Origin of the sequence: Oxynema mangrovii CENA135 (assembly GCF_016632315.1) — a bacterium.
Classification (GTDB): Bacteria; Cyanobacteriota; Cyanobacteriia; order Cyanobacteriales; family Laspinemataceae; genus Oxynema; species Oxynema aestuarii.
In genome coordinates this window covers 2,106,415-2,128,018 of record NZ_JAEOXH010000001.1, presented here as the reverse complement: position 1 = coordinate 2,128,018, position 21,604 = coordinate 2,106,415, and the positions used below count along the sequence as shown (strand labels likewise).

21 protein-coding genes, 1 tRNA gene and 1 pseudogene are annotated in these 21,604 nt (G+C 51.4%); 7 read left to right on the top strand and 16 right to left on the bottom strand.

All coding sequences use genetic code 11. The features are described from left to right. Positions 1-39: 39 nt before the first annotated feature. The 12 genes and pseudogenes from JJD41_RS08460 to JJD41_RS25680 form a co-directional block, all read right to left on the bottom strand. A complete protein-coding gene (locus tag JJD41_RS08460; protein ID WP_200667167.1) occupies positions 40-900 on the bottom strand; it encodes a calcium-binding protein in 861 nt (286 codons plus the stop codon). A 103-nt stretch (positions 901-1,003) separates the two neighbouring features. Next, on the bottom strand, positions 1,004-2,659 hold the full coding sequence (locus JJD41_RS08455; RefSeq protein WP_200665535.1) for a glycosyltransferase family protein: 1,656 nt from the start codon (positions 2,657-2,659) through the stop codon (positions 1,004-1,006). 121 nt (positions 2,660-2,780) lie between these two features. Next, complete coding sequence (locus tag JJD41_RS08450) at positions 2,781-3,701, bottom strand: NAD(+) kinase (RefSeq protein WP_200665534.1); 921 nt, start codon at positions 3,699-3,701, stop codon at positions 2,781-2,783. A 199-nt stretch (positions 3,702-3,900) separates the two neighbouring features. Continuing rightward, a complete protein-coding gene (gene nuoK / locus JJD41_RS08445) occupies positions 3,901-4,206 on the bottom strand; it encodes an NADH-quinone oxidoreductase subunit NuoK (protein ID WP_200665533.1) in 306 nt (101 codons plus the stop codon). Positions 4,207-4,277: 71 nt separating this feature from the next. Further along, the gene (locus JJD41_RS08440) at positions 4,278-4,898 is read right to left on the bottom strand and encodes an NADH-quinone oxidoreductase subunit J (protein WP_200665532.1); all 621 of its coding nucleotides are present in this window, start codon (positions 4,896-4,898) and stop codon (positions 4,278-4,280) included. 76 nt (positions 4,899-4,974) lie between these two features. Continuing rightward, entirely contained in the window at positions 4,975-5,598 is a 624-nt protein-coding gene (ndhI, locus tag JJD41_RS08435; RefSeq protein WP_370583762.1) for an NAD(P)H-quinone oxidoreductase subunit I, read from the bottom strand. 115 nt (positions 5,599-5,713) lie between these two features. Further along, positions 5,714-6,832 (bottom strand): NADH-quinone oxidoreductase subunit NuoH, encoded by a 1,119-nt coding sequence (nuoH, locus tag JJD41_RS08430; RefSeq protein ID WP_200665531.1) that lies wholly within the window; start codon positions 6,830-6,832, stop codon positions 5,714-5,716. Positions 6,833-7,189: 357 nt separating this feature from the next. Beyond that, the gene (locus JJD41_RS08425) at positions 7,190-8,350 is read right to left on the bottom strand and encodes a citrate synthase (protein WP_200665530.1); all 1,161 of its coding nucleotides are present in this window, start codon (positions 8,348-8,350) and stop codon (positions 7,190-7,192) included. 163 nt (positions 8,351-8,513) lie between these two features. Continuing rightward, positions 8,514-9,020, bottom strand: a complete 507-nt coding sequence (sixA, locus tag JJD41_RS08420) for a phosphohistidine phosphatase SixA (RefSeq protein WP_200665529.1) — start codon at positions 9,018-9,020, stop codon at positions 8,514-8,516. A gap of 123 nt (positions 9,021-9,143) precedes the next feature. Next, the gene (locus JJD41_RS08415; RefSeq protein ID WP_168570148.1) at positions 9,144-9,446 is read right to left on the bottom strand and encodes a DUF3181 family protein; all 303 of its coding nucleotides are present in this window, start codon (positions 9,444-9,446) and stop codon (positions 9,144-9,146) included. Further along, positions 9,439-9,690 carry a 2TM domain-containing protein gene (locus JJD41_RS08410; protein ID WP_168570147.1) on the bottom strand — a complete coding sequence of 84 codons (252 nt, stop codon included), beginning with the start codon at positions 9,688-9,690 and terminating at the stop codon, positions 9,439-9,441. The genes JJD41_RS08415 and JJD41_RS08410 overlap by 8 nt, the downstream gene beginning before the upstream one ends. Positions 9,691-9,833: 143 nt before the next feature. Further along, positions 9,834-10,955, bottom strand: a pseudogene (locus JJD41_RS25680) (RNA-guided endonuclease InsQ/TnpB family protein). Between the two features lie 276 nt (positions 10,956-11,231). Between JJD41_RS25680 and JJD41_RS08400 the strand changes: the two are divergent. Then, positions 11,232-11,762: a hypothetical protein gene (locus tag JJD41_RS08400; protein WP_200665528.1), complete on the top strand. Its 531-nt coding sequence runs from the start codon at positions 11,232-11,234 to the stop codon at positions 11,760-11,762. On the opposite strand, the gene moaC is transcribed toward JJD41_RS08400, so the two are convergent. Beyond that, a complete protein-coding gene (moaC, locus tag JJD41_RS08395) occupies positions 11,759-12,292 on the bottom strand; it encodes a cyclic pyranopterin monophosphate synthase MoaC (protein ID WP_200665527.1) in 534 nt (177 codons plus the stop codon). The genes JJD41_RS08400 and moaC overlap by 4 nt on opposite strands. 37 nt (positions 12,293-12,329) lie before the next feature. Here moaC and JJD41_RS08390 point away from each other — a divergent pair. Then, a tRNA-Arg gene (locus tag JJD41_RS08390) sits at positions 12,330-12,403 on the top strand. Between the two features lie 100 nt (positions 12,404-12,503). Here the strand turns inward: JJD41_RS08390 and JJD41_RS08385 are convergent. From JJD41_RS08385 to JJD41_RS25265, 3 genes are all read right to left on the bottom strand, one after another. Beyond that, positions 12,504-13,754 carry an MFS transporter gene (locus JJD41_RS08385; RefSeq protein WP_234488549.1) on the bottom strand — a complete coding sequence of 417 codons (1,251 nt, stop codon included), beginning with the start codon at positions 13,752-13,754 and terminating at the stop codon, positions 12,504-12,506. Between the two features lie 144 nt (positions 13,755-13,898). Next, positions 13,899-14,918: a glycosyltransferase family 2 protein gene (locus JJD41_RS08380; protein WP_200665526.1), complete on the bottom strand. Its 1,020-nt coding sequence runs from the start codon at positions 14,916-14,918 to the stop codon at positions 13,899-13,901. Between the two features lie 30 nt (positions 14,919-14,948). Then, on the bottom strand, positions 14,949-15,071 hold the full coding sequence (locus tag JJD41_RS25265) for a hypothetical protein (protein ID WP_255547251.1): 123 nt from the start codon (positions 15,069-15,071) through the stop codon (positions 14,949-14,951). Positions 15,072-15,851: 780 nt separating this feature from the next. On the opposite strand from JJD41_RS25265, the gene JJD41_RS08375 reads away from it, so the two are divergent. From JJD41_RS08375 to JJD41_RS08355, 5 genes are all read left to right on the top strand, one after another. Next, entirely contained in the window at positions 15,852-16,637 is a 786-nt protein-coding gene (locus JJD41_RS08375; protein ID WP_234488548.1) for a class I SAM-dependent methyltransferase, read from the top strand. Between the two features lie 36 nt (positions 16,638-16,673). Then, entirely contained in the window at positions 16,674-17,984 is a 1,311-nt protein-coding gene (locus JJD41_RS08370; RefSeq protein WP_200665525.1) for a glycosyltransferase, read from the top strand. A gap of 57 nt (positions 17,985-18,041) precedes the next feature. Next, complete coding sequence (locus JJD41_RS08365; protein WP_200665524.1) at positions 18,042-19,724, top strand: glycerol-3-phosphate dehydrogenase/oxidase; 1,683 nt, start codon at positions 18,042-18,044, stop codon at positions 19,722-19,724. Then, complete coding sequence (locus tag JJD41_RS08360; RefSeq protein WP_200665523.1) at positions 19,690-20,523, top strand: class I SAM-dependent methyltransferase; 834 nt, start codon at positions 19,690-19,692, stop codon at positions 20,521-20,523. Before JJD41_RS08365 ends, JJD41_RS08360 begins: the two co-directional genes overlap by 35 nt. Before the next feature lie 75 nt (positions 20,524-20,598). Continuing rightward, on the top strand, positions 20,599-21,591 hold the full coding sequence (locus JJD41_RS08355) for an NAD-dependent epimerase/dehydratase family protein (protein WP_200665522.1): 993 nt from the start codon (positions 20,599-20,601) through the stop codon (positions 21,589-21,591). Positions 21,592-21,604: the final 13 nt, after the last annotated feature.

The following is a 21,604-nucleotide window of genomic DNA, read 5'->3' as shown; positions in this document are numbered from 1 at the left end:
GTTCAACTCAGGGGTAAAACAACAGATAACTGACCCTTTTTAACCCAAACGCACCGTGTTTCCAATTAACTGGAGAAACCCACTACCGAAATGCTGAATTTCCAAAAAGCCCGCATGATCCATAGCAGGTTTGTAAACCTTGAACGTTCGCATAATTCCCAAGGTCGCCGCACTTTCCAACGGACCGATAAAACTCGGATCTCGGTCTAAAAAATAGGGTTGCTGCGCCCAATAAGCCATCTGTCGGGTATTGAGAAAATAACATCCCGAGTGGGGATTGAGAGTCCGCTTAAAAAGAACCGACTCTTCCATAACTTTGCCCTTGAGTTCCGGCGCTTCCTTGACATTCTGAAAGGGCGCCGTCACTTTCGGCGCCAGATCGCCATCGATGTAAGCTTTGTGACGCTGGCCCTGCATGGCGATTTCGTAGCGATTCGGCTGCAACAAACACGCATCTCCGGTATGTTGCGTAAACCACTTGAGTTTGATAAAAAACCACGGATCGCGCAGGATTAAATCATCTTCGAGATAGCAATAATAATCGTAATGACCCAAACTGTCGCGAAGAACCGCTTGACATTCAAACCCGAGAAACATCGGTTCTGCGTGAGTCGCATGGTGGCGATAAATGTTGCGATCGAGGGGAAGTTGTCCCAATAAATGACGATCGCCCGTGGTACAAACGACAATATCGAGGTCGTTGGCTTGCGCCTGATTGACCGGGAGGGCCGCACATTGGGCAATGTCGATCGAGGATTGAGATCGACCGAATACGGACCATAAATGAGTAATGCACTGGCTTAGTGCAAGAATGCGCGGTTGAGGGTTTTTTGCGAGAGAACCGTGTTTTCCGCCCCCTTCTGGATTGAAATAGTGGGCAATCGTCAATAAAATTCGCATCGATCGGATTGAGGTCAAAGAGAGTAAATGGGAAAAGGGCGATCGCGGGTTCAATGAATCTAAATGAATCCATTCATTCATCGATCGATCGTCGATCGAGCGATTAATCGGTAAAGAGTTCGGGAACGCGATCGCGCAACTGACGGTTTAACTCGGGTAGGCGATCGCGCAATTGTTTGTACCACTGGCTGCGTTGACGGTAATGCTGACAGAGTAAGCGATTTTCAGCCACCCAACCATAGGCATTTTGGGCTAATGTTTGCCGTAAAAGCGGATCGGTAATTAACGCCTCTAAATGCTTGCCGAATTCTGCGACACTACGATAAATTAAGCCTGTTTTTCCTTCAACGATCGTGTGTTCGTAAACCACCGGACTCGCCAATACGGCCACTCCATGTCCGGCGCATTCGAGAAACTTGAGATCGGACTTCATGCTGTTAACCCGCGTCGGCGTAAGCGGGAGTAAGGCGAGGTCGCATTCGTCCATAATTTCTAAATATCGTTCGTAAGGACAAAAGGCTTCAAAATCTTTACGATCGCCCTCTAAACTCTGCAAGGCATTCCAAAATTTGCGGTCGTGAATAACTTTCACCCGCACGCGATCGCGGTATTTTCCTAACACTCGATTCAGTTCGCCGACAATCGGTTCCCAATCTGCCTCGCGATTCAAAGCCCCGAAAAAGATCGTACAGGTTCCGTCATTTTTATAGGTTCGTTCTGGCGGTAATTCGGTCAGTTGATTTGCAAAAACGGCAACATTAGGATTGTGTTGGCGCAAATAGTCGGCAAGAGGTTCGGTAGAAGTTTGCACCCCATGACAACCGCGATAACTCAGAAAGCGATTTTGTTCGTATTGGGGACGGCGTAACGGGTCGTCGTCAATTTCGGCAATAATCAGATAATCTCGTCGCAGTAATTCGCGCAAGCGGGCGAAATCGTGGGGATATTTTAAAATGGTACGCTGCCAAATAAAGACTTTTTCTTCTTGCGGTAAGGCGAGGGAAAGATCGGCATTTTTGACTTCGGCGATCGCCCGTACTCCGGGAATAGTATTACTAAAGCGATCGGGGTCGAGAACCCGAGGGCGATCGCACGCCGTCGGCGCCATTAAAATCGTATGTACGAACAATCTTCGGGGAGAACTTTGAGTTTGACTCCCCCGTACTACATAAAATTCTGCATTCGCTTGCATGGCAAAGGTTTGAGGATCTAAGCCCAATTCTTTGACCACGGGAGCGATCGTCTGAGCGAATTCTTTAAACGCTTCTGTTTGAACCCCTACGGTTTGCACTTCATAGAGATTTAATCCGGCTTGATTAAATAATTCTTTAATCGTTTCCAAACTAAAAAAACGCAGTTGACAATCGTCAAAATTTGTGCTTTGTTCCAACCCTCGACCGCGCAATAAATAGACGAGACGGTGCCAATATTGAACGTTAGGAATACAGGCAACAACTTGCCCGTTTTCGCTCAACCAACGGGCGCTCGACTGCAGCAATTTGAGCGGGTCGAGTACTTGGGTCAAGGTGCGATCGAACACCAAACAATCCACGGACTGTTCGGCGATCGCGGGTTCGACGACGTCCGAGGAATGGCGATCGCACGCGATCGTGAGATATTCCCCCCGGGGATTGATGCGTCGATAGAGTGTGGCTCGTTGCAAAGCCGATTCCCGAGTATTCGACGGGCGATCGTCGCAAATTTCAACGACCCGTCGCGCATCGGCGGGAAGCAATCCGAGTAAGTTTGAATGAGGCATGAAGGATTTTAGAGTTTAGAGTTTAGAGTTTAGAGTTTAGAGTTTAAATCGAGCAAGTGAGCAAAACCTTCGTCACCTACTCCGTCCTCCGGAGTTGGGACGGTTTCCTTCTCCCTTGTTTTCAATTGCGATGATTATTACTGTAATGAATCCTCGCCCCCGCCCACTGCAACTTTTCTCGTAACGTATTGTAGTAGGAATAATTTTCGCGCAGGATAATAAATTTAGCGCGACAACCCGCCACTTTCACATCTACCCGATGTCCCGGCCAAATCGAACTCGCCAAGACCCCATCCATCCACAGTTTCGTACTCAAATCGCTATCGGCAAGGGGCCAAATACTGACCACCGACCCGGGAGGCAGGACAATCGGACGACTCGACAGACTCAACGGACAAATCGGCGTGACGACCATCGCCTCCATCCCGTCGTGAACGATCGGACCGTTGGCGGACACGGTGTAACAAGTCGAACCTGTCGGCGTAGCGACGAGCAACCCGTCCCCCTGATATTGATCCACCACTTCCCCGTCAATTTCCATTTCTAGAATTGAAGTAATCATGCGATCGGCGGCGGCGGGTTTGACACACATTTCATTGAGGGCCAAATAGCGATCGCTGGCGGGAATTAAATTAGAGCGATCGCCCTCGAAAATCTGAGCTTCGATCATCATCCGACGCTGCACCGCATAGCGATCTTCGAGCAAGTAATCCCAAACCTTCTCGCTATCTTGAAACGTCTCCGACGGCTGGGTTAAAAAGCCCAAATGTCCGCCGACATTGACCGCCAAAATCGGAATATTTTCCGCCGCTAAATGACGGGCCGCAGCCAGTGCCGTTCCATCGCCGCCCAAAACCAGGGCCAGATCGATCGCCGACGTAGCAGAAGCGAGGAAAACCGGGTAGGGATTGTCCTTGGAACCACTCGGACCCATTAACACCTTACAGCCGCGCGCTTCGAGTTCGCGGGCGCACTGTTCGGCTCGACGGCGACTGAGGTGGTCTCCGGCTTTATGGGCGATAATCGCGTGTTTGAGTTGCACTGGTAATGAACTCCCAACCCTTTGCATGTCGATATTTTCCCCAGTGTACCGAGGGGGTGGCGATGTCGATTGTACGAGTTCGTACCTTTTGCCGCTTTGCCAACGAAAAAACCGAATCGATGCGATCGACCCGGTTTTTTGATGTTCGGTGAACTCGGTACAGTCTCGACCCGAATCCTAGAACTTGCGGTGGTTTGGCCTACCACTTGAGCAGGTTAAACTGCTCCATATCCACCGTATCGCGGTTGCGGTAGATCGCTAAAACGATCGCCAGTCCCACTGCCGCCTCGGCAGCCGCTACCGTAATCACAAAGACACCAAATACCTGACCTTTAATCTCACCGGAATCGAGAAAGTTAGAAAAGGCCATCAAATTGAGATTGACCGCATTGAGCAGCAGTTCGATCGACATCAATACCCGCACGGCATTGCGGCTGGTAATCAATCCGTAGATGCCGATGCAGAACAAAGCGGCAGCCAGCACTAAAAAATATTGCAGTTGCATCTGCTTGAACTTTCGTAAGTTAGGTGAACGTTTGCAAGAAAAACACACAGAGCCAGCCAGATCGTCAGATCTTACTGGTCTCGCGCACTGCCTTGGAGGGAGCCGACGGGTTCGCGAGGACGTTCGGGCAGTTGTTCGAACATCAGCCGTTGTTCGCTCGGGGTCGAACTCTCGTCGGGGAGCAGGTCGCGGCGGGCCAAAATAATCGCGCCGACCATCGCCATGAGCAAGAGGACGGAGGCCAACTCAAACGGCAGTAAGAAGTCCGAGAAGAAATGCTCGCCAATGGTGACAATCGAGCCATTCGCTTGAGTCGCTACGGCAGACACTTCCCAGGGGATGGAGAAGACCATCGTCGTCAGCAAAGCGAATAAGCCCAAAGACACCAAAGCAGTCGCCCCTTTGCGGATCCAGGCATTCGGCATCTCGGCGAAATCTTCCCGTTTGTTCACCAACATGATCGCGAACAAAATCAAGACGTTGACGGCACCGACATAGACCAGCACTTGGGCGGCGGCGACGAAATCGGCATTGAGCAATAGATACATCCCGGCCATGCTGATAAAGACGCCACCGAGTAAAAAGGCCGAGTAGACGATGTTGCTAAACAGCACCACTCCTAGTGCGGCACCGACGAGCGCGACGCTCAAAATCCCGAATGAAATAATCTGAATGCCTTCGGCTAAATTCACGGTCGTATCCTTCGTTTGTGGTCACAACTAGAGAAATCGAAAGGGAACTCAACAACGGCCCGATCGCTGGAGGGGGTTAGTTTTTGGAACTGGCTTCCGGGGTTTGGCGTTCGGCTTGTTTCTCTAATTCTTGGAGAATGTCTTCGGGATGTTTGCCCGCACGCGGCGCGGTATGGGGAACCACGTGGGGATCGACGACGCCTTTGGGCAGGTAGGCGAGTTCGCGCATGGGCGAGACCATCGGATCGTTGGTGACTTTATAGGGAAGGCGGCCCATGGCGACGTTATCGAAGTTGAGTTCGTGGCGATCGTAAGCCGCCAGTTCGTATTCTTCGGTAACGGAGAGGCAGTTGGTGGGGCAGTATTCCACGCAGTTAGCGCAGAAGATGCACACGCCGAAGTCGATGCTGTAGTGCTTGAGGTTTTTCTTTTTGGTTTCTTTATTGAATTCCCAATCGACGACGGGCAAGTTAATCGGGCAGACTCTAACGCAGACTTCGCAGGAGATGCACTTGTCAAATTCAAAGTGAATGCGTCCCCGGAAGCGTTCGGAGGGGATCAGTTTTTCGTAAGGATATTGGACGGTAATCGGTCGGCGACTCATGTGGTCGAAGGTGACCGAGAGTCCTTGACCGATGTATTTGGCGGCTTGTAAGGTTTCTTTCGCGTAATCGCCGACTTTACTGAGAAAATTCAGCATGAGGTTCTCCTGATGACTATTTGAGGGGAGAGGTTGGGCTGGCGTTGGTGGGGAAGGACCCGAGGGGGTTGGGGCGATCGCCAACCCAAAAACATCGCGCGGTCACGACGGCGGACTAGCCCCCAAAGGCAACTGGAAACGCCAGTTTTAAGGCGGCGGTCAGTAGCAAGTTGACGAGGGCAACGGGTAAGAGAAATTTCCACCCGAGGTCGAGTAACTGGTCGATGCGAACGCGCGGCACGGTCCACCGGAGCAGAATGGCCACGAACACGAATAAATATGCTTTGACCAGGGTCATGACGATGCCGAGCACTCCGGCGACAACCTGGAACCAGGGAGCGGTTTCGCTGACGCCGAACCATCCGGCGAGGGTTTCGACGGGGATGGGGAATTCCCAACCGCCGAGGTAGAGGACCGAGACGAGCAAGGCAGACAGCATCAGGTTGACGTAGGAGCCGACGTAGAACAGCCCGAATCTCATGCCGGAATATTCGGTTTGGTATCCGGCGACGAGTTCTTCTTCGGCTTCGGGTAAGTCAAAGGGGAGGCGTTCGCATTCGGCGAGGGCCGCGATCCAGAAGATGACGAATCCGGCGGGTTGACGCCAGATATTCCAGCCGAGGATCCCGTAACTCGATTGTTGTTGGACGATATCGACGGTGCTGAGGCTGTTGGACATCATGGCGATCGCCAAGACGCTTAAGGCCAGGGGAATTTCGTAGCTGATCGACTGGGCGGCAGCACGCAAGCCCCCGAGCAGGGAATACTTGTTGTTGGAGGAATACCCGGCCATCAGCAGTCCGATCGGTTGGATGCTCGACAGGGCAATCCACAAGAAGATCGCAATTCCCAAATCGGTAATCAGCAAGTGCTGTCCGAAGGGGACGATCAGGTAGGACAAGAACACGGGAAGCACGACGAGAATCGGCCCGAGGGTAAACAGGATCGGATCGGATTGGGCCGGGACGATATCTTCTTTGAAGATCAGTTTCAAGCCGTCGGCAGCCGGGGCGAGAATGCCCAACGGTCCGATATATTCCGGCCCGATCCGTTGTTGGGCGGCGGCAGAAATTTTACGCTCCAGCCAGACGCCGACCAAGACGCCCACGGTGGCCACCGCGAGCATGAGTAACATCGGTAAAGGCATCCAAATGGCTTTGGCCAGACCAGCCGGAATGCCCAAATCCGTGAGGATTTGTATAAAACTTCCTTGTAGGTCAATTCCTGGGTTCATGCTTCACTTTAGATTATGAAGATTTTTTACGACGGTGACTGAGTATCCAGTATAACGCCCGATGGGGGCGGCAATTCTAGAGGGGTAAGGGGGATCGAGCGGTGTTAGAAGGGGTTAAGTTTCGGCGATCGCGCGCCGATTTCCCCCGGGGGATCGCCACTGGAGGGGGCGGCCTGTTTTATTTTACGTTTTCATGTTTCCCCGTTAAACACGAGGGGCTAAAACCGCTTGAAATTGGCGGATTGTTTCTTTTTATCGGCGCCATAAACTACGGCGCGATCGCCCCTCTTTCGACCGGAGAGGCGATCGCGCTCGATCTCGACCTACAGGTGTCGGCGAGTGCCACCGACTCGACCGCTAGCGTTCCGCGATCGGAACGAAGGGGGCGCTGTGGGATCCGGTATAAATCTGAGTCGGTCGATAAATCCGGTTTTCGGCGAGTTGTTCTTTCCAGTGAGCCAGCCATCCGGCGACGCGGGCGATCGCGAAAATGGGCGTGAACAAGTCGCTGGGAATGCCCAACTTGCGATAAACCAAACCGGAATAAAAATCGACGTTGGCGTAAATCCCCTTTTGACCGAGTTTTTCCTCGACCGCGCGCTCCAAGGCGATCGCGATATCGTAATAATCGTCGCGTCCGGTACTCTCGAACAACTGTTCGGCCAAGTTCTGCAAAATATCGGCGCGCGGATCTTTCACTTTATAAACCCGGTGTCCGAACCCCATAATCTTCGATTTCGTTTGAATGCAATGCTCGACGTAGGCGCGCACGTTGTCCACGGAACCGATATTTTCGAGCATTTCTAGCACTTCTTCGTTGGCCCCGCCATGCAACGGTCCGGCGAGGGTGCCTACGGCTGAAGCCACCACTGCATAAGGGTCGGTGAGCGTAGACGCCGTCACCCGTGCCGAGAACGTCGAGGCGTTGATCGTATGCTCGGCGTGCAGGGTCAAACAAGCATCGAACACCTTGGCGGCTAACGGGTCCGGTTCGCGTTCGGTGAGCATGTACAGGAAGTTCGCCGAGTAATCCAAATCGTCGCACGGAGTAATCGGGTCGTTCCCTTTACGCATCATTTGGAAGGCGGCGACCATCGTCGGAATTTTCGCCAACAAACGCACGACGGCGGCGCGAATGTAAGCGGGATCGTCCAAAGCCCGACGGGAATAAAACAGACCCAAGGCGGCTGCGGAGGCTTGTAAGGCGTCCATCGGGTGACCGCTTTCGGGAAAACATTTCATCATGTCCCGAATTCGGTATTTGATCCGGCGGTGATAGCGGATTTCATGCTCGAAGGCATCGAGTTCTTCGCGGGTCGGCAGTTCTCCCCAAATTAATAAATAGGAGGTTTCTAGAAAGCTGGCTTTGGTGGCGAGTTCGCCGATGGGAATCCCGCGATATTCCAAGATGCCGTTTTTGCCGTCTACATAACTAATGCTGGAAAGGGTAGCAGGAACTCCTTCTAAACCCGGCTTAAATTCAAACCCTGTTGTTTTCAAATCGCCCGCAACGGTCATAAGTTTTACCCTGTGCTTACGCTAAATAACATCAAGTTAACTTACCAGAAACTTTCGTTGTGTTGGTCTTTTTACAATCAATCGCGCGATCGAGATTAAAGTTCGAGAGGGGCTTGGTCGAGGAATCGGCGACTGGAACGGTGGGGCGGCGATCGCCCGGAGCTTACAGCAACAGTTTGGGCGGGGTCAGCCAAAATAACAAGCTATTGCCGACGGGGGATCCCGTACTCGGCACGATCGTGCCGACGATCCCGGCTTTTTTGATCGCCAGGCGATCGCCGATGTCGCCAAACACCAACTGTTCGACCCAATGTCCTAAATCGGGTTCGTGTCCGACTAAGGCCAAGTGGGTTTCCGTCGAGGGCTGCCAGTCTCGGTACCAGTGCAACCACTGCTGGAAATTCCCGGCGGGTTTGAGGTGGGGATATTCTTCGAGGGTGTCGCTCAATCCCTGCTCTTGCAGGATTTCAGCCGTTTGTCGGGCGCGGGTGAGGGGACTGGTCAACAGGCGATCGAAATGAAGGCCGAGTTGCTCCAAACGGCGGGCGATCTGGCGAGTTTTGCGAAACCCCTCTTCGGTAAGGGGACGGTCGGCGTCGCGCTCGTAATCGGTACGGTCGGCGGCGATGCCGTGGCGGATGAAATAAATGCGCTTCTCGGTTGAGGTCAACGGGCCATCCTCCCAGTTAACAAAACGATCTCGTTGCAGCCGGGGGTGCTCTGAGGCGATCGCGCCGGGTCTCGCTGCTGTCTGCACGACGTCCGGGGGCGATCGCCGGAATGTCTGCCACCCTTACAATCGGCGTTGGAATTCTTCGAGGATATCCATTAATTGGACTTGGCATTGCATCGGCAGCAGTTCGACCAGGGGCAGTTCCCGACGACCGCCGCCGACTTTCACGGGAATGCTTCCGAGGATCTCGACGACGCGATTTTCGTCGAGGGCATTGTCTTCGAGTAAGGGATACAGCCGTTCGGCGAGGGGCAGGTGGAGGTGAGCGTCATCGAGTCGCAGGTGCCATTTGGCAACGTCGATGTAGACCTTATCGGCAATTTCAGCCGCGAGGGTTTCGATATCTTCGGTGTGATTAGCCATGAGTCTTATAAGAGTAATCGGCGATCGCAAAAATATAAACCCCATGGGCGATCGCGACGGACAACCAGACGAGGGTCAACCAAACAGTCCAGGTCCAATCCGCGTGCTGGAGGGTTCTCAAAAACCAAATTCCGGAATTGGACGCGGCAAAAATGGCGACGTGAACGGCAAAATTCATGCGATCGTCTAGTTTGCGGTACGCCGGATCGTTGCGGTCGGGTTTGCGGGGCCAACGCGGTGGCATAGATTTCTACTCTCGAACGAAGGAAAACAGAGGAAACCGAAACAGCTCGGTATTCGACTTGCGCTCTCTAAAACTTACTCAAACTTAATCATTTGATGTTTAGTTCCTAGCTTGGATCTTCCGAGACCTTTCCATCACTAGGCTTACACGGCTGAGCTCTCCGCGTTTTCTACATTAATTGCCGCATTTAAGTCACGATAAGAGTGAGACGTGACGGCTCGGACAATCATACTGTCTTTTGTGCAGGGGCATTGTTTGTCGGTGTCCGCAGTTGGAACAGATCGGCGAACTGGGATACCACGGGTCAATCAGCGTTAATTTGCTCCCATACCACTCGCATTTATACTCAAGCTGACGACGGAACTCATCAAACCCACCATCTGCAATCGCACCAGCCAGCTTGTGATTTTTGAGCATCCCTGACACATTTAAGTCTTCGATTTTTACTTCACCGTGGTTCTTGGCTAAGTAAGTTGTTAACTTGTGTAGATGGTCGGCTCTCATATCGGCGATGCGTCGGTGGGCCTTAGCTAACTTGAGTTTAGTTTTTTCTCAGTTTTTACCTCCTTTTTGACGGCGGCTTAGTTCTTTCTGGAGTTGGGCTAGTTTTTTCTTGGCCTGGCGATCGGCTTTCGGATTGGGATAGATTTTACCATCGCTCAGGGTGGCTTTTTGATTCCTACGTCCACCCCAATCCGCTCTCTTACTTTTGGTGTGGCCTGGGGTTCAAAATCAATTTTAAAGGCAATATACCAGTCCCCTGCTCGTTTACTTATCGTGACGTTTTTGGGATAGACTGGCGGTAACTGTTCGTGGCTTTTTACCCAACCGATCCGAGGTAGCTTCACCCGATCGCCGGAAATTTTAATGCTTCCTTCCAGGTAAAAACTATCTTTGACCTTCTTTTTCTTAAACTTGGGGAAACCTGTTCCTTTGACTTGCCCAACTCGCTTAAACGCTTTATTGAGGTGACGCAACGCTTCTTGAGGGCTACATTTGGAAACTTCATAGTACCAAGGATTCTGACGTTTTACCTCGGCGACTAATCTTTTGTGTAAGTCTATGGCGGTTGGCAGTTTACCTCCGGCTTCTGATATTTCCTTACAGGTAGCGAGTCCCCAATTCCAAGCGTGCCGAGCGACTCCTGCGTGTTTCGCCATCAGCGTTCGTTGTCGGTTATTTAAGTCTAGCTTGGTCTTCAAGCCTTTCACTGACTTTTTTGAACTCCTCAACCCTCTTTTTGTTCGGCTAAGTTCAGCTACCATAAAGACTAGCAGAAAACAATGGAGATGGTGAAATCCGCGATTTTTGCGGCTTCAGTCCTTCTAAACTTACTCAAATTTTGATTTGAATATAAAAAGTGAGTAAGTTTAAAGAACTTTAGGTAGAAATTTAAACCCTGTTTTTAACCCCCATTGTGACATCCTTCGAGGCTAGATCGGAGATGATAGCGAAGGACTTAGGGACTACTGCAAGCCCCTCGGCAATTAAAACGATAGAATGCAAACAGAGATTGTTTATCCGCACACCCGGAAAGTTTTGTGATTCGTTCGCGCCTCCTGTCCTCCAATCCTCGCAAACGCCATAGTTATTTGGCGATCGTCCCCCTCCCGGACGAAACGGCGGCCTTTCGGGCCTACCGAGTTCTGCAAAGTTGTGGGATTTCTCCCGAACATTTGGCGATCGTCGGTGAAGGCTACAGTTCGCCGCAACGGATCGGCTTGCTCGAACCGTGGCCGATGGCGACTGCGAAAGCCCGTCAATTTGCCGTCCGTATCGGCACCTCGGGGGCGGCGATCGCCCTGCTGGCGGTGGCGGTTTGGCATTGGGGCTTTGACTATCCCCTCGACTTCCACTTACTCTCGGTGATTCCCGCCTGCGCGATCGTCGGCGGGTTTTTCGGTGCCGTCCTCGGCGCTTTGTTGAGCTTTTTAACCGAAGGCAGCACGGTCGGCGTCTACCACCATCATTTACGTCAAGGCGGCTATTTACTCATGATAGAAGGTTCCCAAAAGTTAGTCCGCCGAGGACAAGATGTTCTCAAACAATATATGAGTCCCAAAGCCCGCTAATACAGTTGAGTTGATTCGGCATCAAAGTCGCCGCTTTTGCCTCCGGTTTTGCGAATCAGGCGAATCGATTCGATCGCGATCGCCTTGTCTAGGGCTTTGGCCATATCGTACAAGGTTAAAGCCGCTACCGATACGGCGGTGAGTGCTTCCATTTCGACCCCGGTTTCCGCTTGGGTGACCACCCGCGCCCGAATTTGATATCCGGGCAGTTGGGGATCCGGATTCAGTTCCACCTCGATTTTGTGCAGGGGAAGCGGATGACACAGGGGGATGAGATGGGCGGTCTGTTTCGCTGCCATGATTCCCGCCAGTTTCGCCGTGGTCAGCACGTCCCCTTTCGGGGCGTTCCCCGCTTCGATCGCCCTAAAGGTCTCTGGATTGACCCGCACCCGTCCGGCGGCGATCGCCTCCCGTCGGCTCGCCGATTTTTGGGAAACATCCACCATCTGCACCTGTCCGGCAGCGTCTAGATGGCTCAGTAGCTCTGGGTTTTGAGAATTTTGCGAAAAATTTTCCAAATCGCTTGCCATTTTCCGGGGAGTGTATGTTAATATAGTTTCTGCGCGAGGGCTTGTAGCTCAGTGGACTAGAGCACGTGGCTACGGACCACGGTGTCGGGGGTTCGAATCCCTCCTAGCCCGTCAGCATTGTAAGTTTAAAACAAAAGGTCGAAGGTTTACGCCTTCGACCTTTTTAGTTTTTTGGAAGGTCGCCGCCAGATGCCCGCCGACTCGTGCGGTTTTACAACCCGTTTTTGACCGCGTAGACATCGACCGATCGCCCCAAGGCAAATCGAACCGACTGTTTTACCGTTTGACTCGATTGGGTGACAAAAGTCACCAAGGCGATCGCCGCCATCGAGGCAGCAATTCCAAACATATTGCGATAGCCGACATCTTGGGCGATCGCCCCGAGAATCGGTCCGGCGAGGGCGATTCCCAAATCAAAACCGCCAATACACAGGGCAAAGAAACGACCGCGTTGGTGGGGTTGGCAGCGATCGGCCATCAGGACGACCATCATCGGAATTAAGGTTCCGGCGCCGCAGCCTTCAATAAAGGCGGCCCCTAAAATATCTATGGGCGAATGGGCCTGCCACAAGCCCAGCATGGCGACTAAATAACAAATCAACCCTCCCGTAATAAACAATCCCCGTCCGTAGCGGTCCGAGGCGCGTCCGGTAAACAGGCGCAGGCTAAAACTGGCAATCGCCGCCGCCGTGTAGAAAAAGCCGGGATTTAAGTCGATATTGGCCGATTTAATATAAAGCGGGATAAACGTGGCGATCGTGCCGAATACTAACCCGATGGTGAGCATCACGAAGCTGGGAATGCGCACTTGCGGACTCGCTAACAGCCGCCAAAAGGATTCCGACCGTTCGGGATCGAGGCGATCGCCTGCGCCTTCGGCGACCTCTCGCGGCGGTTCCTCGACGGCGAATAAGGTCAGCCAACTGAACGATCCGAGGGCAAAAGACATCAAAAATAAGGGCGTATAGCCGAGGGAGGCTTGTAAAAACCCCCCGATTGCCGGACCGATCGCCACCCCGAGGGGATTGACCAAACTCATGTAGCCGACCAGTTCGCCGCGACGCTGGGGCGGCGATAAATCGGTCACCAGGGCGCTATATCCGGTGGTAAAGGCGGCGATGCTAATGCCGTGAAAGGCGCGCAAGACCATCAACAGGGGAATCGAGTCGATCGCCAAATACCCCAACGGGGCGATCGCCACTACTGCGGCCCCGATCCACAAGACCAGTTTGCGACCGCGACGGTCCGCTAACGGCCCCAACCAAGGACGGGAAGGTAATAAGCCGAGGGCAAAGGCACCCATCACCAAGCCGATTTGCGCTTTGGTTCCGCCGAGATCTTCGACGTAAAGCGGCAAGGTCGGCAGCAAAGAAGCGATACTCGCCCAAAACAGCAAACCGGAACCAAATAAGATCGTTAAGCTGTTGCGTCGGTTCGGTTCGAGTTGCTCGAAAGCATTCAAAGCGGTGGGCTCCTGGATTGAAAAGACTGGCGAGACGGCGATCGATTCAGTCCGTCTCTCTCTTTCTAGTGTGCCGCACGCACTTTTGTAACGCAATATTAAGCCCTCGACGGGGGCGATCTCGTGGGCGATAGGAGGGGCGCCTCACTCGGATTCGGAAGCACAACCGCCGATCACTTCGCGAACCCGGTAGATGGGACGATTTTGAGACTCGTGATAGGTTCGCATCAACAATTCGGCGAGTAAGCCAAAACAAAACAGTTGCACCCCCGCCAGCAGTAATAACAGAGCCAGCAACAGTAAGGGGCGATCGCCGATACTCTGATTAAAAACAAGTTTAATAAAGGTCAGGTGAAGACCGATCGCCGTTCCCAAGGCGATCGAGATAATCCCGAACACCCCAAACACGTGCATGGGACGGGTGAGAAATTTCTTCATAAAGGCGATCGTCAGCAAATCCATCACCACCCGCAAGGTTCGCCCCAAACCGTACTTACTGTAGCCAAATTTGCGGGCGTGGTGTCTGACCGGAAGCTCGGCGATCCGGGCTCCTTCAATAAACGCCAAAGCAGGTAAAAAGCGGTGCAGTTCGCCGTAGAGTTTCATATCCGCGACCAGTTCGCAGCGATAGGCTTTCAGAGAACAGCCGTAATCGTGCAGGCGCACTCCGGTAACCCGTCCGATAATCCAGTTGGCAATTTTAGACGGAAGTAAGCGCGTGAGTCGGTCGTCTTGTCGATGTTTGCGCCATCCACTGACTAAATCGTAATCTTCGGCGAGTTTGTTGACGAGTAAGGGGATATCTGCCGGATCGTTTTGTAAATCGCCGTCCATCGTCACGATAACGCGACCGCGCGCGTAGTTAAACCCGGCAGCCATTGCGGGGGTTTGACCGTAATTGCGGCGCAGGATAATGACTTTGAGGTCTTGACGCTCTCGGGCCGTCTGTTTGAGCCATTGGGCCGATCCGTCTTGAGATCCGTCATCGACGCAGATGATTTCGTAAGTGTGGGGGTTGGCTTGCATTACGGAAGCGATCGCCTCGATCAGGTGAGGCAGACTTTCGACTTCGTTATAAATGGGAACGACGACGGAAATCTCGATCGCGCGATCGTTGGGCTGTGTCGAGTCACCTGGTACCGAGGCAAAGAGGGAAGCGTCCATCACTGAGAATGTTAGGGAAAATATGGGGGTTCACTGGCGGTGGGGATGAGAGGCGATCGGCGATCCTCCTTTGGAGTCGCGCACGCGAACGCCCGCCCTTGAGGTGGGGCGCTGATTCCCAGGGTAATGCTCGATCGCAGTCAATTTTCGCATAAGAGCTTGGCGATCGCCTAGGTTTTGCCGATCGCCCGCTTTCCCCCTCTCCCTCAACGCCACGGGCGATCGATGTATAAATTTGATGGATAAATTATCGAGTTGAGATCTCGGAACATTCGCAGAGTATTTCTTCCGGCGGGAGCGGGCGATCGCCGCCGCGAACCTGTTCGATTTTTCTCCAAAACATCGATATCGAACCCGTTGCGCGACCGCCATCAAAACAGTTCGCTACCGTCTTGATTGCCCTAACGATCTTTCCCCATTTCAGCCCCGTTTTCGTAACATTTCTCAATCTTTCAGCCCGATCGGGGCGATCTCATCCCCTTAAAAATAGCGGTAAACAATGGCTTCGTTGTTGACCCCTTTCATCGGTTCCCCCGCCCCCATTTTCAACGACCGCCACTCGACCCGGCGATCGATCTAGCTCCGAGGATCGCACAGCCTTTCACCTTAGATAAAGCTTAAATAAAGCGAGGGCTGAAAATTGATAAAGATTTGATAAAATTACCGTAGCGCTATTGCGAGCGATCGGGCATAGCTGCAAGAATCTAAGTAGATCCACGGAAGAAAAACGGACAAAAGCGAACCGTCGATCGCCGAAAGACTTGGAATCAGCCCGAATCTCCAAAAGCGAGAATTAAAATATCTCATTTTGTTTGACGAATCCGTACTGTTCGCAAAAGCGATCGCCATCCCATAAAAACATAATATAAATTTTGTGTATTACAATCTTTCTCCTTCCCCGGAGCGATCGCTCGTTGTCTTAACTCCGTCCAGTTGAGTCTTACCGTGGTTTGTCGTCAAACCTCAGAGGTGAGCGCCTTGGTGGACTTTCCCGAAACTGCAGATATTGAAACATCCTCGGAGGACTACGCGCGGCGATTTAGCGGAAAAATCGGCGATTGGTTGCTACAGGTTCAGGAACGCGCCACCTTAGACCTGCTCGCACCTTATCCTAACGCTCGCATTTTAGATGTCGGTGGAGGACACGGACAACTCGCCGAACCCTTAACCCGTCGTGGATATCGCGTCACGGTGTTCGGAAGTGATGCAGCGTGTAAACGCCAGATTGCACAATTATGCGATCGCGGCGAATGCGATTTTCAAGTGGGAAATCTCCTCGATTTACCCTATGGCGATCGGGCGTTCGACATCGTTATTAGTTATCGATTGCTAGCTCATGTCAAGCAATGGCAAAAATTCTTAACCGAACTGAGCCGCGTGGCAGATCGAGCGGTCATAATCGACTATCCCAGTCTCAAAAGTATCAACGCGATCGCCCCTTACTTATTCCAATTGAAGCGAAAAATTGAAGGCAATACGCGACCGTTCGCCTGTTTTCAAGAAACCGATCTTTTAGAAATTTTCCAAGCTTGCGGCTTCGAGTTCGGCGATCGTTATCCGCAATTTTGCTTACCGATGGTTATCCACCGAAGCGCTAACTCTCCCCGAGTTTGCGCCACTTTAGAACAACTTTGCCGACATGTAGGATTGACCGATCGATTCGGGTCTCCCGTGCTGTTGAAACTGACGCGATCTCAACATAGATTTTCGAGATCTTAAAACCTTCTGTTTCATCAACTATTCGCCTTTAACATCATGAAATTATTAGCTCGCCATCCTCATGACAACACCAAAAAATTGCCGCCCTCTTCTAAAAGTAGAAAAGTTGGCAATCCAGGGGTTAGCCATACAGAACCCGATCCAGAGCCTTTTCAAGGGTTGCATATTTTATTTTTAATTCCCCATCCATTTTTTCAAGATCGCGGCTCGCCGATCGCCGATAATATGGTGCTAAAAGTCCTCGCCGAACGCGGCGATCGCGTCGATGTCGTGACCTATCCAGAAGGTCAAGACGTCCATTACAAAAATGTCAAACTCTATCGAACCCGAGCCATTCCCTTTGTCAACCATGTCCGTCCTGGTTTTTCTTGGAAAAAATTAGTTTATGACGCCCTCGTGCTTCTAAAAGTTATTCAACTAACCTGCAAAAAACAGTATAACCTCGTCCATGCCGTTGAAGAAACCGTCTTTATTGCATTAGTGCTAAAAGTTTTCTCGGGGATTCCCTACATTTACGATATGGATTCCTCTCTAGTGCAACAGATGGTTGAAAAATATTCATGGCTTAAATTGATTAAACCAATTTTAGAGTTTTTTGAGAAAATTGCAGTCAAAAACGCTCAAGTCGTCGTCCCTGTCTGCCAAGCGCTCGCCGACGATATTGACCGATACCGACCGAAAAAAGTGGTCTTGCTGCCCGATATTTCCTTATTAAAACCCGAGACAAATCCCAGTCAAGAAAACTTAAAACTCGACCTCAAAATCGGCAATCTGATGTTGATGTACGTCGGTAATTTGGAAAGTTATCAAGGGATCGATCTTCTCTTAGAAAGTCTTTCTCTCGTCATCAAAGAACGGGAAGCGATCGACTTGGCGATCGTCGGCGGCGAAGTGTCGGATATTGCTAAATATCAAGAGAAAGTCGATCGCCTGGGGTTAACGGGAAAAGTTCATTTTCTCGGTTCTCGACCGAGCAACCAACTCGCCAACTATCTCTCACAAGCTGATATTTTAGTTTCCCCGCGTATCAAGGGAAAAAATACGCCGATGAAGATTTATTCTTATCTCGATAGCGGGAAAGCAGTTGTGGCCACAGATTTACCGACCCATACCCAAGTACTCGATCGCCACGTCGCCATGCTCGCGCCACCCAATCCCAAAGATTTTGCCCGAGGATTGATTTGTACGATCGACGATCCTGTGCTACGTTTAAAACTTGGAATTGCCGGAAAAATGTTAATCCAGCAAAAGCATACTTACAGTGCTTTTCGCAAGCAGTTAAATGGGTTGTACGATCGCCTCAAATACGAAATTTTAGCTCGTCCGCCAAGGGCGATCCAAGCTTAAAAAATTTAAGACCATTAACGAAGGCTTCAACGAACAAAAGAAGTCGAACCAACCATCATGAACAGAAATCCGGTCAACCTCACCAAAAAAGATTTTGACATTCTCGTCATTGGCGGGGGAATCTACGGTGCTTGCATGGTGTGGGAAGCAGCATCACGCGGGTTATCCGTAGCTTTAATCGAACGAGGAGATTTTTGTAGTGCAACTTCAGCGAATAGTTTAAAAATCATTCATGGCGGGTTGCGCTATTTACAACACGGGGATTTTAAGCGGATGCGGGAATCGATCGCCGAACGTAAAATCCTGATGCGAATTGCCCCCCATTTAGTGCATCCCCTTCCGGTATTAGTCCCGACCTACGGATGGGGAATGAAAGGGAAACCGATTCTGAGTTTAGCCTTAGCGATTAACGATGGGGTGAGTTGCGATCGCAACATCGGACTCGACCCGCAAAAATATCTCCCTAACGGTCGCACGATCTCGCGGTCGCAATGCTTGGAACTCGCCCCCGGACTGAATCCGGACGGACTCACCGGAGCCGCTATTTTCTACGACGCCCAAGTATATAACTCCGAACGTCTGCCCCTCGCATTTATACAGTCTGCGGTCGGGGCAGGGGCGATCGTCGCGAATTACGTCGAAGCGACGGGATTATTGTGCGAAGGTCGGCAGGTCAGAGGAGTGCGCGCCCGCGATCGACTGTCCGGCAACGAGTTCGAGATTGGCGCCCGCACCACCATTGCCACGTGCGGGCCGTGGGTCGATCTCCTCCGACAGTGGCTCGGCGGTTCGGCTCCCGTCATGCCCTTGGCAAAAGCCATCAACCTCATTACCCGCCCGCTTTTCAGCGATTATGCCGTCGGTTTATCGAGTCGGCCCCCGTCCCGAGATCCACGGGCGCCCCTCGATCGAAGCAGTCGCTTGTTATTCGTGGCCCCCTGGCGGGGTAAATCGATCGTGGGGACGGCCTATTTTCCGTGCGATCGCCCCCCGGATACCTTGCGAGCCACCCCCGGCGAAATTCAACAGTTACTCGACGACATCAATCGGGCGTATTCCCCAGCACGGCTGACTTTGGGCGATGTTTCGTTCGTACATTGCGGCTTGTTGCCGAGTACGGGCATCGATCCTCACAATAGGGAACCCGCGATCGCCCAACATCCGTACGTCAGTAACATGGGATATGATGGACTCTACTGCGCCGTCGGCGTTAAATATACAACCGCTCGCCATGTCGCCGTCAAGACGATCGATCGCGTTTTCCGAGGGTGGGGAGAGCTGCCCGTTCCCTCAAAATCGGCTTTCACGCCCTTAGAAGGCGGTCAGATCGACCGCTTCGAGGCGTTTGTGCAGGGCGTCCGACGCCCCGAAACCGTGGCGGAAGATACAATGCGCGAATTAATCTATCACTACGGCACGGCGGTGCCGCAACTGCTGCACGAGGCGGGGACAACTCCCGATGGCGACCGCATTTTAGACGCCCAAGTGCGCCATGCCATTCGCGCAGAAATGGCCGTGCAATTGAGCGATACCGTCGTGCGGCGAACCGGACTCGGCAGTCTCGGACATCCCGGAAAGGCTCCTTTAGAGCGTTGCGCCCGGGTGATGGGGCGAGAACTGGGATGGACCGATCGAGAAATTCAAACCCAATTACAGCAAGTTGAAGCCATTTATAACCTCAATTTAGACGATCGCTCGGAGCAAGATGACAGAGAAACATTGGCCAATTCGACTATTTGAAAAATCCGTTCTCAAACAGAGAAAATATCGAGAAATAACCGAGTTACTCGGCAACTGTACGGGGTTACACTGTTTGGATATCGGTGCGGATAATGGCGTTATCAGTTATTTATTCAGACGACGGGGAGGCGAGTGGAAAAGTGCGGATTTAGAAGCAGATGCCGTGCGCTCCATTCGCGAGTTAGTCGGCGATAATGTCTTTCAAATTGATGGAAAAAAGACGCCATTTGCAGATAATCAATTCGATCGCGCGGTCATTATCGATTTCCTGGAACATATCGAGAGCGATCGCGAGTTCGTAGAGGAACTACAGCGCATTCTCAAACCCGGTGGGGAACTGATTATTAACGTTCCGTTCGTCAAAAATAGTGGCTTGAGAAAACTGCGACTGGCGATCGGACAAACCGATGAAAAACACGGTCACGTCCGCCACGGTTACACCGTAGAAAGTTTGCGAGAATTGTTGGGCGATCGCTTCTCGATGGTTGCCGCGAAAACCTATTCTAAGTTTTTCTCGGAATTCGTCGATACCGTCTTAACTTTTGCGATCGACTGGCTGAAAAAAGGACAGCAGTCTTCTCAAAAAGGTCGGATCGTGACGGGCAACGATTTAGCTCGCTATCAAAAGTTATTTAAACTCTATTCTCTGATTTATCCGATCGTTTGGGCGATCGCGCAATTAGATAACTTGTTATTTTGGCGATCGGGTTATATGCTGATCGTTAAAACGCAAGTCATTAAACTGGAGAGGGGCGATCGCGGTCGAAAACAAGCCGCTTTTTCCGGTCAAAATAACTAATCTCGAACCGATCTATGGGTAGGCGATCGCGAGCTAAAATACCGTAAAAAAAGCAGAAATTAATTATCAAAAAATATGAAAATTTTAGTAACAGGTGGAACGGGTTTTACAGGCAGTCATTTAAGCCGTCGCCTGTTAGACCGAGGCAACGAAGTGGTCATTCTCGACAATAAAGAAGGGTTATTTTACGAAGACTTAAAAAATCGGGGCGCTGAAATCCATATTGGTAGTGTGAGCGATCGCGAATTAGTCAAAAAAATCACCGTAGGCTGCCATACAGTTCACCATTTAGCCGCCGCTTTTCGGCAGGTCAACTTACCCCAACAAGTGTATTGGAATGTCAACGTTGAAGGAACTCGATATTTACTCGATGCCGCGCTCGAAAATGGAGTAAAAACATTCGTGTACTGTAGTACCTGCGGGGTTCACGGCGATGTCAAACAAGAACCCGCCTCGGAAGATGCCCCGATCGCCCCAGAAGATTACTATCAATATACGAAATATGAAGGTGAAAAAGTTATTCCCGAATTTTTGAATCGAGGGATGAAAATTGTCACCCTTCGTCCCACCGCAATTTACGGGCCGGGGGATCCGGAACGCTTCTTAATTTTGTTTAAATTAGTCAATAAAGGTCGCTTTTTCATGTGTGGCCGGGGTCGGGCGCACTACCACCCCGTTTATATCGATAATTTAGTCGATGCCTTTCAACTAGCGGCGGACTCCGATCGCGGCAATGGAGAAGTTTATTTAATTGCCGACGAGCATTACTATACCCTAACCGAATTAGTCACGGCGATCGCCAAAGTTTTGCAAATCAATTTAAAGATTCAATACATTCCATTTTGGCCTGTTTGGACGGCAGCTTTAATCACCGAAATGGTGTACAAACCGTTTCCCGGAATCGATCCGCCGTTGTTTCGCCGTCGGGTCGATTGGTTCCGTCAAAATCGCGCCTTTAGTATCGAAAAAGCCAAGAAAGAGTTAGGCTACGATCCGAAAATTGGTTTGGAAGAAGGATTGACAAAAACAGCTCGATGGTATCGAGAAAAGGGATATTTGGACAGTTAAGAAAGCCGGAGGC